This window comes from Shewanella bicestrii, from assembly GCF_002216875.1.
Classification (GTDB): domain Bacteria; phylum Pseudomonadota; class Gammaproteobacteria; order Enterobacterales; family Shewanellaceae; genus Shewanella; species Shewanella seohaensis.
The window spans coordinates 1945257-1959603 of record NZ_CP022358.1; the positions used below are offsets into that span (position 1 = coordinate 1945257).

General features: G+C 45.9%; 17 protein-coding genes. 8 read left to right on the forward strand and 9 right to left on the reverse strand.

Translation table 11 applies throughout. The annotated features are described in order from the left end of the window. Positions 1–286: 286 nt before the first annotated feature. Positions 287–667 (forward strand): DUF6508 domain-containing protein, encoded by a 381-nt coding sequence (locus CF168_RS08530; RefSeq protein ID WP_011623047.1) that lies wholly within the window; start codon positions 287–289, stop codon positions 665–667. A gap of 128 nt (positions 668–795) precedes the next feature. After that, complete coding sequence (locus CF168_RS08535; RefSeq protein ID WP_089067594.1) at positions 796–2508, forward strand: AMP-binding protein; 1713 nt, start codon at positions 796–798, stop codon at positions 2506–2508. A gap of 230 nt (positions 2509–2738) precedes the next feature. On the opposite strand, the gene CF168_RS08540 is transcribed toward CF168_RS08535, so the two are convergent. After that, positions 2739–3005, reverse strand: coding sequence for a PGPGW domain-containing protein (locus CF168_RS08540; protein WP_089067595.1), 267 nt, complete (start codon positions 3003–3005; stop codon positions 2739–2741). Between the two features lie 265 nt (positions 3006–3270). Between CF168_RS08540 and CF168_RS08545 the strand changes: the two genes are divergently transcribed. From CF168_RS08545 to CF168_RS08555, 3 genes are all read left to right on the forward strand, one after another. Next, positions 3271–4023 (forward strand): substrate-binding periplasmic protein, encoded by a 753-nt coding sequence (locus tag CF168_RS08545; RefSeq protein ID WP_089067596.1) that lies wholly within the window; start codon positions 3271–3273, stop codon positions 4021–4023. A 106-nt stretch (positions 4024–4129) separates the two neighbouring features. Continuing rightward, entirely contained in the window at positions 4130–5155 is a 1026-nt protein-coding gene (locus CF168_RS08550) for a M14 family metallopeptidase (protein WP_089067597.1), read from the forward strand. Next, positions 5155–5991 (forward strand): alpha/beta fold hydrolase, encoded by an 837-nt coding sequence (locus CF168_RS08555; protein WP_157705935.1) that lies wholly within the window; start codon positions 5155–5157, stop codon positions 5989–5991. Before CF168_RS08550 ends, CF168_RS08555 begins: the two co-directional genes overlap by 1 nt. A 135-nt stretch (positions 5992–6126) precedes the next feature. On the opposite strand, the gene CF168_RS08560 is transcribed toward CF168_RS08555, so the two are convergent. Next, positions 6127–6534: a YccF domain-containing protein gene (locus CF168_RS08560; protein ID WP_011626453.1), complete on the reverse strand. Its 408-nt coding sequence runs from the start codon at positions 6532–6534 to the stop codon at positions 6127–6129. Between the two features lie 284 nt (positions 6535–6818). Here CF168_RS08560 and CF168_RS08565 point away from each other — a divergent pair, with 284 nt between their 5' ends. Beyond that, the gene (locus CF168_RS08565) at positions 6819–7766 is read left to right on the forward strand and encodes a pyridoxal-phosphate dependent enzyme (protein WP_089068932.1); all 948 of its coding nucleotides are present in this window, start codon (positions 6819–6821) and stop codon (positions 7764–7766) included. A 3-nt stretch (positions 7767–7769) separates the two neighbouring features. Here CF168_RS08565 and CF168_RS08570 read toward each other — a convergent pair whose 3' ends face one another. From CF168_RS08570 to CF168_RS08590, 5 genes are all read right to left on the reverse strand, one after another. Next, entirely contained in the window at positions 7770–8030 is a 261-nt protein-coding gene (locus CF168_RS08570) for a hypothetical protein (protein WP_089067598.1), read from the reverse strand. A gap of 277 nt (positions 8031–8307) precedes the next feature. Then, on the reverse strand, positions 8308–8481 hold the full coding sequence (locus CF168_RS08575; RefSeq protein WP_023265706.1) for a hypothetical protein: 174 nt from the start codon (positions 8479–8481) through the stop codon (positions 8308–8310). A 534-nt stretch (positions 8482–9015) separates the two neighbouring features. After that, the gene (locus tag CF168_RS08580) at positions 9016–9711 is read right to left on the reverse strand and encodes a ChrR family anti-sigma-E factor (RefSeq protein WP_086904384.1); all 696 of its coding nucleotides are present in this window, start codon (positions 9709–9711) and stop codon (positions 9016–9018) included. After that, positions 9704–10372 (reverse strand): sigma-70 family RNA polymerase sigma factor, encoded by a 669-nt coding sequence (locus CF168_RS08585; protein ID WP_011626450.1) that lies wholly within the window; start codon positions 10370–10372, stop codon positions 9704–9706. Before CF168_RS08585 ends, CF168_RS08580 begins: the two co-directional genes overlap by 8 nt. A gap of 116 nt (positions 10373–10488) precedes the next feature. After that, positions 10489–11046 (reverse strand): LON peptidase substrate-binding domain-containing protein, encoded by a 558-nt coding sequence (locus tag CF168_RS08590; RefSeq protein WP_089067599.1) that lies wholly within the window; start codon positions 11044–11046, stop codon positions 10489–10491. 96 nt (positions 11047–11142) lie between these two features. Between CF168_RS08590 and CF168_RS08595 the strand changes: the two genes are divergently transcribed. Together CF168_RS08595 and CF168_RS08600 are read left to right on the forward strand one after the other, a co-directional pair. Then, positions 11143–11757, forward strand: coding sequence for a class I SAM-dependent methyltransferase (locus CF168_RS08595; RefSeq protein ID WP_089067600.1), 615 nt, complete (start codon positions 11143–11145; stop codon positions 11755–11757). Positions 11758–11958: 201 nt separating this feature from the next. Further along, positions 11959–12903, forward strand: a complete 945-nt coding sequence (locus CF168_RS08600; RefSeq protein WP_011717385.1) for a chemotaxis protein CheV — start codon at positions 11959–11961, stop codon at positions 12901–12903. A 187-nt stretch (positions 12904–13090) separates the two neighbouring features. On the opposite strand, the gene CF168_RS08605 is transcribed toward CF168_RS08600, so the two are convergent. Further along, positions 13091–13732: a hypothetical protein gene (locus CF168_RS08605; protein WP_089067601.1), complete on the reverse strand. Its 642-nt coding sequence runs from the start codon at positions 13730–13732 to the stop codon at positions 13091–13093. A gap of 57 nt (positions 13733–13789) precedes the next feature. Beyond that, positions 13790–14149: a DUF2750 domain-containing protein gene (locus tag CF168_RS08610; protein ID WP_011072081.1), complete on the reverse strand. Its 360-nt coding sequence runs from the start codon at positions 14147–14149 to the stop codon at positions 13790–13792. Positions 14150–14347: the final 198 nt, after the last annotated feature.

A 14347-nucleotide genomic window follows, 5' to 3' on the forward strand; every position in this document is an offset into this window, starting at 1 on the left:
TGAAATAGTCATCTCATCGCGTTAATGCGTTGAGTTTATCCTAGTTTTTGTTTGCCTCACAGTTAACCGTTCTCTGATCCCCTGACGTTAAGCATTATCCGGCGCGTTAAGTCAGTGTTCAGTTAACCCAGCTTACTCTGTCGTCACTATCGAGTCTGGTATGCCTTATGCAGTTGGTGCTATGACGCCGCAATTCGATGCAACGTTGGCAGCTTTAGGTCCAATCCAAGCTTTATTTCAATGCCCGACTTCTTATATGAGTGATGTTGAAACAGTGAGGTGTGTGATGGAAACTTCAGCAATGACCACAGACAGTGGCCTATACACTAAATACCTTAAAGATTTTACCGCAGGGGATGTGAGCCTGCACCGCGAACGCATGTTGGAATTCATCAGCGATTTAACCACTCAGGGCTGGTTACTGGCGAATTTCACCTGGGATTACTGGTATAACAACAGTTACTTAGTCGATAAACCCGCCTATATCCGTGATGCCAGTGTCGCTCAATGCCGTCTGTTGTTAACCGCGATGACTCGCCTCGAAGTGTTCAGCCCAGGGGTGTTAGAGAATATGCGTCGCCAAGGGGTATTGCTGGCGATTATGGAACGTTTACAGCGTTTAGAGGTTTTAACCACTGATAAACAGGTGGCGTTTATTACCCGTTAATTCAGGCTTTCGAGTAATAGAATATCCTTACTCTTTAGTCTAATACCGTGCTTTTTTACTTGTGAGATGTTCCGAGGATTGGTTAGTTTGGACCATGCTAACCATAATAAAAAAGCACGGAGGCCTTAATGTCTGTTTCAACGACTCAAGCAACAAACCCACTTAAATACAGTGAGTTCCGGGGACCTAATTCCCCGGAGCTTGTTGAAAAAACCATAGGACAGTACCTTAACGATATCGCTAACACTTATCCCGAACAGTTAGCCGTTGTCGTGAATCATCAAGATATCCGTTGGAATTACCGCCAATATCTTGCACAAATCGATGCTTTGGCCACAGGCTTACTCAAACTGGGCATAGGTCCAGGGGATCGCGTGGGCATTTGGTCGCCCAATAATATTGAGTGGTGTCTAACCCAATTCGCTACCGCCAAAATTGGCGCCATCATGGTGTGCATCAATCCCGCTTATCGCCCTGAAGAATTACAATATGCCCTGACTAACGTGGGCTGTAGGGCGGTGATTTGCGCCGATAAATTCAAGTCCAGTAACTATTTACAGATGCTCTACGAGTTAGCGCCAGAGCTTAAGGTGTGCGCCGCTGGGCAATTGCAGGCCAAAGCGTTGCCCGAGTTACAATTTGTGATCCGCATGGGTGCTGAGCAGTCTCCCGGCATGCTGAACTTTGATGATTTATTGCTTGAAGTGACGGCAGATGACAAGGCGGCGCTAGAGCAAATCGCCGAGTCACTTAGCCCTTATGACGCCATTAATATTCAATTTACCTCTGGCACCACGGGTAGCCCAAAGGGGGCGACCTTATCGCACCACAACATCCTGAATAATGGCTACTTAGTGGCCGAGGCAATGAAGTTTACCTGTGAAGATAAGCTCTGTATTCCAGTGCCTTTATACCATTGTTTTGGCATGGTGCTGGGGAACCTTGTGTGCCTTGCTAAGGGCGCCGCGGCGGTCTTTCCTGGGGATTCCTTCGATCCGCTGACCACCCTAGAGGTGGTTGAGCGTGAACGCTGCACCGCTCTGCACGGTGTTCCAACCATGTTTATTGCCGAGTTAGAGCACCCCGAATTTAAACGCTTTGACTTAAGCTCGTTGCGTACTGGTGTTATGGCGGGAGCGACTTGCCCAGAAGAAGTGATGCGCCGGGTACAAAACCTGATGTATATGCAGGAAGTGTTAATTGGGTATGGTCAAACTGAGTGCAGCCCGCTGAATCACATTACTGAAATCGACTCACCAGTTGAGAAACGTGTGCTTACCGTTGGCCGTGCTTTACCCCATACCGAAGTGAAAATCGTCGATGAATTTGGTGAAGTGCTGCCTATCAATACGCCCGGTGAAGTCTGTAGCCGTGGCTATTGCATCATGCAGTGTTATTGGAATGATCCTGAAAAAACGGCGGCAACTATCGACAGTGAAGGCTGGCTACATTCTGGCGATATTGGGCAAATGGATGAGCAAGGTTATGTGCAAATCGTTGGCCGTATTAAAGATATGATTATTCGCGGTGGCGAGAATATCTATCCCCGTGAAATTGAAGAGAAACTCTATACCCATAAAGATGTGCAAGATGCAGCAGTGTTTGGGGTTCATAGTGATAAATACGGCGAAGAAGTGTGCGCGTGGATCAAGATTCGCAGTGGCGCCACGATTTCAGAGGAGGATATTCGGCATTTCCTCACCGAAAAGTTCGCCTACTTTAAAGTGCCTCGCTACATCAAGTTTGTGGAGCAATACCCGATGACTGTCACGGGCAAAATCCAGAAATTTAAAATGCGTGAGCTGATGTATAAAGAGTTATATGAGGATATTAATGCCTAGGACGTGAAGACGTTTTGAGATGAAATCCTTCGGACTGCGTTTAGCTAGCGTTTCTGCTGCGTTATCGTCCGTTTATGTGGAATCACTACACAGCACGGACTTTGCCTTGCATAAATGTCAGCCATATCGCTGCAAAAATTCCCCTAAAACGTCATTACGCCCAAGGGCATATTAAGATAAATCAACCCAAGTTCGAGTGCTTGGGTTGATATTTAGGTGGAGACTCAAGATTATCGGCGGAGACGCCGAATTTGATTGTCGAGCCAAGCCGCACTCTTACTTAATTGTCGCTGGCTTAGACGCAGCCAACGCTTTGCCCAAGGATACTGAGTACTCAAGAGGGTTAGTCCTATCAGGATAAAGAGCAGTCCCGGTCCGGGTAAGAGTAAAAATATCCCTCCGACTAAGGTAAAACATGCACCTATCACGGTAATGACGGTTCGAGTCATCGCGGGGTGCATAAAATTCAACTTACTGTCTTTGAAAGAAATTGGCATATCGCGTCCCCCATGTTGACCTCATCAGGTTGGCCTCATCTTCCACTTTAGCCGCAAGAATGACGAACAGTGAATATCGATGCAAATTCAGTCTACTCCTATCATTTCTGCTTAAGCTAGGTTCCCGCCGGTTAAATATGTAACAAATATTCACTGTACCTTGAGGGATGGCTGATTATACTGAAAAGAGTTTAACCGATGAGCATGTGATGAATTGTTTGTTTTTTCAATCTATTAAAACAGATGATCCTTTGAGGGAGGTGTTATGATCCGCTGGTGCCCACTGATGCTCTGTTGCCTTTTCACTATGGCCAATAGCGCATTTGCCGACACGCTTAAGCTCACCTCTTTACTCTGGCCGCCTTATTCCGGTCAGCAGTTGGCACAACAAGGGGCCAGTGTCGCGGTCGCCCAAGCCGCCTTCGAGCGCATGGAGCAACAACTTGTTGTCGATTTTTATCCGTGGAGCCGAGCGATAAAATTGGCTGCCATGCCCAGCTCCGATTACATTGGCTATTTTCCAGAATATTATTTTGAAACAGACAAATTTGTTTTTTCAAAACCAATAGGGATCAGTCCATTAGGTATTGTTGAGCAAAAATCTCATCCCATTAGTTGGCATTATTTAGCCGATTTGAACCGTTATACCTTAGGGGTTGTGAAGGACTATGTGAATACCGACTCGCTGGATTTGATGATTGCTTCTGGTACGCAGCCCGTCGAGGCCGTGACCTCCGATGAACAAAATATCAAGAAGGTGGCAGCTGGTCGCATCGATGGCGCAGTGATTGATGTCAACGTACTTTATTTCCTGTTAAAGCAACCTCATTTGCAGCCATTGGCGGATAAATTACAGGTGAATAAACAACTGCTTGCCAATAAACAGCTCTATGTTGCGTTTCGTAATACTGAGGAGGGACGCCATTGGCGGGATGTTTTCGACCAGGGCTTAGCTCAACTGGATATTGAAAGCATTATGGGGGAGTTGCTGTTTCAGGAGGAAGTCACACGCCACTGAAGTGAGCTTGGCTGTGGCTTAATCTGTTGTCATAAATTTGTCGTGGTTCGCCATTAATATCGTCCTAAGGCTATGAGTCTATGCTCATTTCACTTTCTAGGATGATATGAATAACATTCCCTTCGAGTTAGATACACTATCACAACTCATTGATACTCATCATCTTAAACTCAAATATCAGGTTCTTGCGGACATTCCATTTCGGCATCAACATTTTCCGCTCTACAGTGTCGAGTTAGGCGTGACCGAACGCCCATGTCCGACCGTATTATTCGTTGGTGGCGTGCATGGGGTGGAGCGGATTGGCTCCCAGGTGATTTTGGCTTTGCTTAACAGCCTGTTGCAGCGCCTTGCGTGGGACAAACACCTACAACAGTTATTAACGGACATCCGCTTAGCCTTTGTCCCTGTGGTGAATCCCGTCGGGTTACTGCTGGGCAGTCGCGGTAATGGCAATCAGGTCGACTTGATGCGCAACGCGCCGATAGAGTCCCGGGAAAAAGTGTCTTTTATGGTTGGAGGGCAGCGGCTCTCTTCCAAGCTGCCTTGGTTTCGTGGCCTTGGCGGAATGGAGCTTGAAACTGCGGGACTGGTGGCCTATGTGCAACAACTGCTTAGACAAAGCACCAGTCTTATTTCACTTGATGCGCATTCTGGTTTTGGTTTGACGGATCATATCTGGTTTCCCTATGCCCACACGCGCGCGTCCTTTGAAAATGCCCACTTCATTTATCACTTAAAGCAGTTATTTGAAGCGAGCTATCCCCATCATGGCCATTATCGGCTTGCGCCCCAGAGCCAGTTTTATCGCACCCATGGTGATATTTGGGATTACTTGTACCGCCAGCATCATACCCAGGATCCTCAAGCCAATATTCCATTCTTACCTTTGACTTTAGAGATGGGCTCATGGGCATGGATTAAGAAAAATCCAAGGCAAATATTCAATTTTGCGGGCTTCTTTAATCCGCAAAAAACACACAGGCACCACAGGATTTTACGTCGGCACACAGTACTGATGCAGTTCTTGATGGAGGCGGCGTACGCACGGGAGTTAGAGGGGCTGACGCCCGAACATCTCACACAACTGGCGCAGAGTGCGCAGCAGTTTTGGTATCGGGAGCGTTTTTGATGACAACGTGGGTATTACTCAGGGGCTTAATGCGCGATCAACGCCATTGGAATGGCTTTGATCAGAGATTAAGGCAAAGGGGCTGCACCGTTTTTACCCCTGACTTGCCCGGTAATGGGATCCTCACTCACCAAGCCAGCCCTTTAACTATCGCCGAATATGCCTGCTCGGTGTGGCAACAATTGGATGAGCAATTAGCGGGACAAGCCTTTTATCTGCTGGGCTTATCAATGGGCGGTATGCTCGCCATGGAAATGGTTAAGCAGCGCCCCGAGCAGATAAAACACGTTTTTGTGCTAAATAGTAGCGCGGCTAACTTATCACCTTGGTATCAGCGATTTAATGGATTAAATGCCCTGAGTGCTTGGCTCAAACGTTGCCGCGGTCGACAGCTTAATCCTATCGAATCGACGATTGTGCGCTTAACCAGCTATCGCCATCGGCGCGATGTCGCCTTGATTGCTCGTTGGAGCCACTATCGCCACGAGTCGACACCGCATTTTAGTAATGCGTGTCGTCAGTTGTGGGCGGCGTTTCGTTATCGCAGCCCTGCGTCTTTGCCTGTTCCAGTCAGTATTTTATCGGGTGATCGTGATGCCTTAGTGAATATTCAAACCAGCAGGGCATTAGCACAACATTTTAACGTCGACTTAGTTGTCTTGGCCTATTGTGGTCATGACATCACCATAGATGCGCCAGCCAAACTGGCGCATTATCTATTTGAAATGATAAGTCTAGAACGAGGGGAAGTGAGTGAGCCATTTGTAGATTGTGGCGACTTGCTCGATGAGGAAACGGCCTACCATGAAACAAGATTAGTCATGAGGCAAGGTTAGTGCAGTCACTGCCAAACTATCTATCAGCACTACCCTCTGATGCAGAGTAGTGCTGAGTGATCGGCCTTAGGCTTTAGCGACTATGATTATTATGCTTTCGCTACTGTGGTTATTACGCTTTCGCTAGTGTGATTATTACGCTTTCGCTACTATGGTTTGCCCAATCGGCGTCAGGCTTAATAGCGCCAGCTTGATATGTTGGATCCCAAAGGGGATACCAATAATCGTCACAAAACAGGCGAGGGCATGGGCCAAATGGCCTATGGCCAACCAAATTCCAAACAGCAAGAACCAAATAATATTGCCCACCATACCAAAGGCGCCTGTTCCTAAATCTTCACGTCCGGTTAAATGGCGACGATTCATTTGCTCTTGTCCAAAGGGCCAGAAGGTCAATTCGCCAATGACAAAGCAGGCGCGGCCGAAGGGAATACCGATAATACTGATAAAACACAAAATCCCCGCGAGCCACCAGGCGAGTCCCATCACAAATCCACCAAGGACAAACCAAGCAATATTGAAAATTAACCGTAAAAGTGACATTGAATACTCCTTAACTCATTTTAAATCTGTGTTGGCATTACCTTGTCCAACACACAGAATCATTAATTGATACTTAAATGGAGTAAGCTAGAATTGTGCCAAAATATTTTTCCTTATTTATCAGTGGAATATTTATCTTGGCGACGGTATGACGTTGTAAAAAATGCTAGATTTTCGCGAAAATGCTTAATAATTACGGACGATGTAGGCAAGCTCGCGGTACACTAACGGCCTTGTTTCCTTCGAGTGTATCCATGTTAGCCAAAAGCCTGCTGACTCAGCGTCTGCTCTCTGACAGTCCTGTAGAGTCTTTTTCCTTTGCCGGACGCGAGATATTTCTCAAACGAGACGATTTATTGCATCCTGCGTTTAGTGGCAATAAAGCGCGTAAGTTTGCCTATTTTCTAGACCATGATTTTGCTGACGTGACTAAGCTGATTGGTTATGGCTCCGCGCAGGCTAACTCGTTGTATTCACTGTCGGTGCTTGCCAAGCTGAAGGGCTGGCAGTGCGATTTTTATGTGGATCATATTGCCAGCCATATCCGCACCTTGCCGACGGGTAATTATGCCGCTGCTATCACCAATGGTACGCGTGTCATTGATTTATCAAGCCTGATTACAACCAATCCTTCTCTCCACCGTGAGCCTAATTGGACTTGCCAGGATTATATTGAGCAACAAGTCTTGCCGGCTGAACCTAACGCTTTGTTTATTCCTGAAGGTGGGCGCTGCCAGTATGCGCAATATGGTGTTAGTCAGTTAGCCGCTGAAATAGTTGCTTGGGCCGAGTCACGGCACATTTCCGATCTCAAGGTGTTTTTACCTGCAGGTACAGGAACAACGGCACTCTTTTTAAATCAATATTTTGTGCGTCAGCAATTGAATATTCGAGTGCTTACCTGCGCCGTTGTCGGCGGCGATGAGTATTTAACGCAGCAGTTTTATGAGTTAAATCCCAACTCTGCTGAACATCCGCAGATTTTGAATGTGGGGAAGAAATACCATTTTGGGAAACTCTATCCTGAGTTTTATGCCATGTGGCAACGACTCAGTGCCAGCGGTGTGCAATTTGAATTACTCTACGATCCCTTAGGCTTTATTGTGTTAGAGGATTATTTACAGTGCGAGCAACATGCCTCCATCCTCTATATTCATCAGGGGGGGCTATTAGGAAATCAAACCATGTTGCCAAGATATAGACGAAAATACGGTGAGGGCGATGCAGGATAGCGTTTAGCCAACTAACTTATTACGCTTTAATATTTTGTGGGTACGTGTGGCTATCTTTTCAAGATGTTTAAGATCTTTCAATCCTGGCGTATCGGTTGAATATTGCCAATAGCTTATTTCTGCATCCAACATTTCCAGCATTTTTTTAGAACAGCCTAAACACTCACCTTGACACATTTGTGCTTCATCTAAGTTGAGCGGAATAACCTGTTTAATCTGGGTTATTAAGCTCTGCATAGCCGTTTTAGTATCGGGTTTTGACATAGAAAATACATTCACAAATTGAGTGAGTGATTATATTAGCAGGGGCAAATACAGATTAATTTGATCTAGATTAGCGGAATACACATTTGGTTCGGCACGTATCTGTGTGAGCTAGATACCGCCTGAACCAAACGAGTTCGTCATTCGACGTAAAGGGATAGCAAATCGTGATATTGGGCTATCTATTTCGGTCATTAGGCTTCGGTATGGCGAGGAAAATGGGAACCGAATAAACCTAAACACCGTTTTTGGTACTCTAAGGAGTACACAATCAGACTTATTTATTTGCCGACAATAGCCATTTCATAAAGTTTAAGGCTTCGGTACGCTTTGAAAAAGTCTGCTTGTTTTTACCTTGTCTATCGGTAAAAGCAATGGATGTTTTGTTAACTGAAATAGAGTCTACAGGGAAGTTCACTGTAATTTCATGTCCGTTAATTTTGTATGACATAGGCCACACTCCTTTTAATTCAATTCACCCTTAGGTGAGTAAGTTGTAACAATAAAATATCCTTAGCATAATTGCGAAAGATGATACCAATGAGTCTTGAGGTTACCCATTCCATGATCATTAATCAAGAGATGCCTTATTGATAACTAATGCATATCAGCGATTATGTCAATGGAATATCTCAATTAGCCCAGTTGACCATAGCAAAGTGACAATACTATGACATGGGTTTAATTAAATAGTTCACTGTTTTTGAGTCGATGCAGAAAATCACTAACTCATTATTTTTGTGGGACTTACTTGTAGTAGGCTTTCTTCGTGAGGATCGTGTTTGTCATTGCTTACGCGAATGTACAAACCGATATAAAAAGGATAACGACAAGATACTTCTCAAAACGGCGGGCAGTATAACAGCAAAATTCCCGCTGGCAAGTTTATTTTTTACTCAGCGGGAAAAAGGCTTGTTGGTATTTTGTTGTAAATTTGTGTTTATCGGTTATTCACTCTGCCAGCTTATTTTAAATGTCAGCGAGATTAATAAATCAGCTCACCAATGGGATTCAATAATTTACTGAGCCCTTTGGTAAAATATAACGGCGCATCTAAAACTGTGTAGCAGAGGCAGCCTGACTGGGTCTTAGGTGAATGATGTGTGTTGCCATCTAAGATGATGAAATCGCCGGGAACATACTGCCCGTTGAGGTCCGAAAATTCCCCCGCCAATAATAGGGTCAGCTCGTATCCCTTATGGGTGTGCTGCGGGATTTCACCTAAGGCGTCGATATGCAATAGGCTGGCGCGGGTATGGCTTTCATCCACATCGAAACGCATTCGGCTGACTTTACCAATCTGCTGCCATGGATGAGCAATATGTTGGCGAAATACTGTCGGGATCTCATAGCGAACATGCTTATGATTAAGGGAAACCGTCGCTTTGGCGGGATAGTCGCTTTCAGCTGGCGTTGCTTCGGGCAAGTCCATAATATGCGACAACATTTGCTGCCAAGCGTCGTCTTGTGCTGAATCGGTTTCGTTGATTAAAGCTTGTTCAGTGATGTTGCTCGGCGCTAAAAAGGCCTGTTCTGCAGCTTGTTCAGTAAAGCGGCTAACTTGCGATTGGCATTCGTGGCAAAGGGCACAATGGGCCGCAATGGCAATTGACATAGACAACGGCAGCTCGCCTTGAGCATGGGCTAACAGCAAATCGGTATGGGGATGATGTTTAATCATGTTGCGTCTCCAAAAAGCTTTTCAGCTTTTCTAACCCCAATCTGAGCCGCGATTTTATCGTACCAATCGGGACTTTTAAGGCATCGGCTAATTCTTGTTGCGTGAGTTCTTGCATATAGATCCCTTGAACCACTTGGCGTTGGGGCAGGGGTAGGGCATCTAAGTGCGCGAGTAGCTTGGCGGTGAGTTTATGATCTGGGCCGCCTTCTTGACTGACAGCCACATCGTAAATAGGCCAAATATCATCTCCGAAGGCATCTTCACGGTTATGTTGGATGCGCCTGAGCATGTCAAAACACTGGTTGCGCATAATGGTAAAAACCCAGGTCGCCACCGAGCCTTTGTCGGCATTGTACAAATGGGCTTTGGTCCACACTAAGGTCATGGTTTCTTGCACCAGATCCATGGCTAGCCCTTGCTGGTTTAAACGTTGCAGTCCGAATGCGCGAATTTTGGGCATAAAATGGCTGAACAATTCCGCAAAGGCGGCTTTATCCCGTTGATTCGCGACTCTTATAATGGCGCGCGTCAAAGGATCCGCATCTGTGATTGGCTCATTAGCAGTTGAAATAGTGCTATCGTTTTCCATAGCCATATCGATAGGGGATGATAACTGCCTATCATAGCGATTTTGCGCTAAATGTGATTGAAAATTTTCCATTATTGAGCTCTTTACTTAAGGTTCAATCCAGTCTGAACATCACAAAAGATGGTACGTCAGGGCCGACATTCGATAAGCATACAGAGCAATACGTGGCGCGCGGGAAGTTGGATCACTCAAGCGGATTGAATGACAGTATGTAATAAATCCTGTGTCAGTTGATGATCTAACGCATTGATGCAAGAGTATTTCTCTGCTGCTTGCACCGGCAGAATTTCTAACCAGCGTTGGCACACCCAAGCGATATCTTCAAATTGTTCCACCTGATAATGTTGCAGGTGCTGCGGGAACTCCTTAAGAATGTTTTGCAGCATCTCGCTCAAGTAACGCTCATCGTCTTCAATCGGTGTACTCGGCCAATTATCGATAAGCTTCACTTCGGCGCGTTTTAATCCGTCCGACTCTATGCTGATATCGCCGAATGTGAAGCGTTGTTTTCCTTGAATACTGATTCCGAGCATTCCATCGGGTAAGGTTTCAAAATCGATTATATGCACCAGCGTGCCGATGGGATAAAGGGTTTTGCCATCTTCCGATGTCATACACAGGCCAAAGCCATCCGCCGATTTTAGGGATTCAGCGACTAAGTGTTTATACCTAGGTTCAAAAATGCGCAACTGAGTATATCCCTCTGGTAATAAACAGATTGGCAAAGGAAAAAGAGGTAATTTCATAGTGGCCTCAAGTGAACTTATGTCTATATCATTACGTACCATATACAGAATTTGATCAGTGTACCAAGCAATAACCGATTCATTTAAGGGGATGAGATGAAGTTAAATCCATTCGAGAAAAAGTTAGTCCAGCATCCGCTGCGTTTTTGGTTGCAAAACCATGTTGAAGCGCCATTACTGACTTCTATGATGCCCAAACCCCTTCCTTATCTACGTCACGCTCTCGAAATTGGTTGTGGTTTTGGTAACGGAGTTCAGCTGATCCGCGATCATTTTGGGGCCGAGCAAGTGACGGCCGTCGATCTTGATCCTGAGATGGTCGCAGCTGCTAAAGCGCGCTGGCATGATTCACCCCATGGGTTAAGTCAATTGGCATTCAGTGTTGCCGATGCTACTGCATTGCCTTTTGCAAATGCCCAGTTTGATGTGGTGTTCAATTTCGCCGTGTTTCACCATATTCCCGATTGGCAAGCGGCGGTTGCCGAGGTGGCAAGGGTGCTAAAACCCAACGGTTACTTTGTGGTGGAAGATTTATACCGCGCCGCCATTTGCAATCCCTTGAGTCGACGGTTGTTTGAACATCCACAACAGAATCGATTTAACCATCAAGAATTGTTAACGGGACTGCGCCAAGGGGGATTTGAGATCCTCTGCGAGAGAAATCTTCTCAACCTTTCGGGCATGGTGCTGGCCCGAAAACGCATGGCATAAAGGGGATAAATTGCGGCGATAGCCGTGAGCGACTCATTTATTTATTGGGGCGCTTGCGAAGGATAATGGATTGCCGAGTGATTGTAATTTTTAGATAAAATCGACTTGTCGCATGGTTCTCATGGTGAGTTTACCGCTATAATTTAGCTTAATCCGTCACTGGTGAGGAAAGCTGTTCCTCCAAAGTAGAGAAGTCGCATTATGGCAAACGTGCTTGCAACCGTAGATCAACGAACCAAACTCGTCGGTGAAAATCGGCTCGAACTGCTGCTGTTTCGAATTAACTCTACCCAGTTATTTGCGATTAACGTCTTTAAAGTCAAAGAAGTCGTCAAGTTACCGCCATTAAATTCTATGCCCGGCAGTCATCCCCATATTTTTGGGGTGGCGAATATTCGCGGCATGTCGATTCCCGTGATTGACCTGCGTTCGGCTATCGGTTTTAAGCCTGTGCCTCCGGGAGATGATGCCAATATGATCATCACCGAATATAACCGCAGTGTGCAGGGCTTCTTAGTCGGTAAGGTCGAGCACATTATCAACATGACCTGGAGCGATATTATGCCGCCGCCTAAAACGGCTGGGCGAAATAATTACCTCACGGCCATTACCCGCATCGAATACCAAGGTCAGTCGCAACTGGTGTCGATTATCGATGTCGAGAAAGTATTAGCGGAAATCGTCCATTACGATATTCGTCTCTCCGAAGGGGTGTTAGATGAGAGCCTGTTAGACAAGATGCCCGGTAAGAAGGTGTTGATTGTTGATGACTCTTCAACCGCCAGACGCCAAGTGCGTGAGACCTTAGGCCAACTCGGGATTGAAATTATCGAAGCCTCAGATGGCTTGCAGGCATTGCATTTACTGCAAAAATGGCGCGATGAAGGCAAGAATGTGGCCCAAGAGCTTTTGATGATGATAACCGATGCCGAAATGCCGGAGATGGACGGCTACAAGCTGACCTATGAAGTACGTAACGATAAGGCCATGTCGGACTTATTTATCACCTTAAATACTTCACTCAGTGGCAGCTTTAATAATGCGATGGTGGAAAAGGTAGGCTGCGACAGGTTTATTTCTAAGTTCCAGCCCGACTTGTTGGTGGAAGTGGTGCAGGACAGATTAAAACAAGTTATTGGCAAATAACGCCACTGATTTAACCGATTGCTCAATTACAGGTTTGAAACCCATAGGCCGCCCTAGCAACCTGCAATTGGCGGCCTTGTTATTTTAGCGCTCGATTTGAGTATTTCACTTGTGACTTGTGACTTGTACTAGTGGGCGTAACTCGGGCTATTTGCTGTGATAGATAGACGATTTACCGCGATACGGTTTATTGGCTGAGTTCGGCTTTAACATCGGCAAGGACTTGGCGCTTCATCTCTTTGGCGGCGGCGATATGGATCCGCGCAAGCCTGAGGGCATAGTTAAATCTCTGCCTACCGACTAATCGGATAAGCTCGGTAAAAAATACTGGATCCAAGCAGAATTGTTGGCTGTAGTAGTGAATCGCCGCGGGCAAAGAGGTGTAAGTTACCCCATCAAACTCAAAGCGGGTACTGTCTAACTGGCATTCGAGTTCGACTCCTTCAAGTTGTATCGGCCAGCCCGGAAAGTTAATCCTGTCACGGGCAATTTGATACATCATCCAAGCGCTTTTTTTAAAACCTTCAAACACTTTGCAGGAAAATTCAGACTCGGCTAGCTCTTCCTCTGTCCAATTAATCCCAATGGCTAAGTGCTTGGCATAAATGCTCATAAGGGCATCTTTAACCGCCACACGGCAATCCCAGATAGAGGTTAAGGTATGTTTTTGGGCCAATTTTAAGCATTCAGCGCAGCAAGGGACGGCCAATGCTGGGTGGGGCGCATGTGATTCGGCTTGATAATCCAATCGGTCTTTGCAGGGCTCGCCGCAAAACCAACAGAGGTGACGTTTATCGAAGGGAATGTCGATACAAGGGAAAGCGGACATCAAGAGCTAAATACCTCAGCCCTTGATGCCTTAAACATGCTGTTTTGGTTGATGGAATTAAACCTCTTCAACATCAACTAAATCTTTCGCCAGAACAATAGGATCTAATTCTAAGCAGTCTTCATCGCTCTGCCAATCAACACCAATCAACACGCCATCATCGTTAAGATCCGATACCCAGTACTCGAGGAATTCTTCGAGACTAATGGCCACCGCTTGGTAGTCTTTCCATTCTTCGGTGCAGTGAGATTTTGCCTGCGCTTCACTCGACCATAAAGGCATAACATCAGTATCTTCGAACTCGCCCGAGTCACAAACGACCCAGCCTTCGCCAGTTTCATCCATCAAACCCCAGAGTGTTTGATGTTCTTTTACGTTTTCGATAAAGCCAGCCAACGCCGCGTTGATTTCAGTCATGATAGGTCTCTTTGAAGTATGCTGTTAACTTGTCCATTATACGGCAACGGATAGATAGTCCAAGGGATTCTTTGCTAAGATTTTTTCGCTGTTGGTTAACTGAGCAATAAGTGAATTTATCTGGCGATTTGTGGTGATAAGCATTGTGTTAGCGGGCGCTATGGGTCAGGATGTGCCGAGCAGAGGCACCGATAATGT

Bases quoted from the DNA above. Each gene is read 5' to 3' on its own strand.
- CF168_RS08530 (WP_011623047.1), top strand. From the start codon at position 287: ATGGAAACTTCAGCAATGACCACAGACAGTGGCCTATACACTAAATAC.
- CF168_RS08535 (WP_089067594.1), top strand. From the start codon at position 796: ATGTCTGTTTCAACGACTCAAGCAACAAACCCACTTAAATACAGTGAG.
- CF168_RS08540 (WP_089067595.1), bottom strand. From the start codon at position 3,005: ATGCCAATTTCTTTCAAAGACAGTAAGTTGAATTTTATGCACCCCGCG.
- CF168_RS08545 (WP_089067596.1), top strand. From the start codon at position 3,271: ATGATCCGCTGGTGCCCACTGATGCTCTGTTGCCTTTTCACTATGGCC.
- CF168_RS08550 (WP_089067597.1), top strand. From the start codon at position 4,130: ATGAATAACATTCCCTTCGAGTTAGATACACTATCACAACTCATTGAT.
- CF168_RS08555 (WP_157705935.1), top strand. From the start codon at position 5,155: ATGACAACGTGGGTATTACTCAGGGGCTTAATGCGCGATCAACGCCAT.
- CF168_RS08560 (WP_011626453.1), bottom strand. From the start codon at position 6,534: ATGTCACTTTTACGGTTAATTTTCAATATTGCTTGGTTTGTCCTTGGT.
- CF168_RS08570 (WP_089067598.1), bottom strand. From the start codon at position 8,030: ATGTCAAAACCCGATACTAAAACGGCTATGCAGAGCTTAATAACCCAG.
- CF168_RS08575 (WP_023265706.1), bottom strand. From the start codon at position 8,481: ATGTCATACAAAATTAACGGACATGAAATTACAGTGAACTTCCCTGTA.
- CF168_RS08580 (WP_086904384.1), bottom strand. From the start codon at position 9,711: ATGATTAAACATCATCCCCATACCGATTTGCTGTTAGCCCATGCTCAA.
- CF168_RS08585 (WP_011626450.1), bottom strand. From the start codon at position 10,372: ATGGAAAATTTTCAATCACATTTAGCGCAAAATCGCTATGATAGGCAG.
- CF168_RS08590 (WP_089067599.1), bottom strand. From the start codon at position 11,046: ATGAAATTACCTCTTTTTCCTTTGCCAATCTGTTTATTACCAGAGGGA.
- CF168_RS08595 (WP_089067600.1), top strand. From the start codon at position 11,143: ATGAAGTTAAATCCATTCGAGAAAAAGTTAGTCCAGCATCCGCTGCGT.
- CF168_RS08600 (WP_011717385.1), top strand. From the start codon at position 11,959: ATGGCAAACGTGCTTGCAACCGTAGATCAACGAACCAAACTCGTCGGT.
- CF168_RS08605 (WP_089067601.1), bottom strand. From the start codon at position 13,732: ATGTCCGCTTTCCCTTGTATCGACATTCCCTTCGATAAACGTCACCTC.
- CF168_RS08610 (WP_011072081.1), bottom strand. From the start codon at position 14,149: ATGACTGAAATCAACGCGGCGTTGGCTGGCTTTATCGAAAACGTAAAA.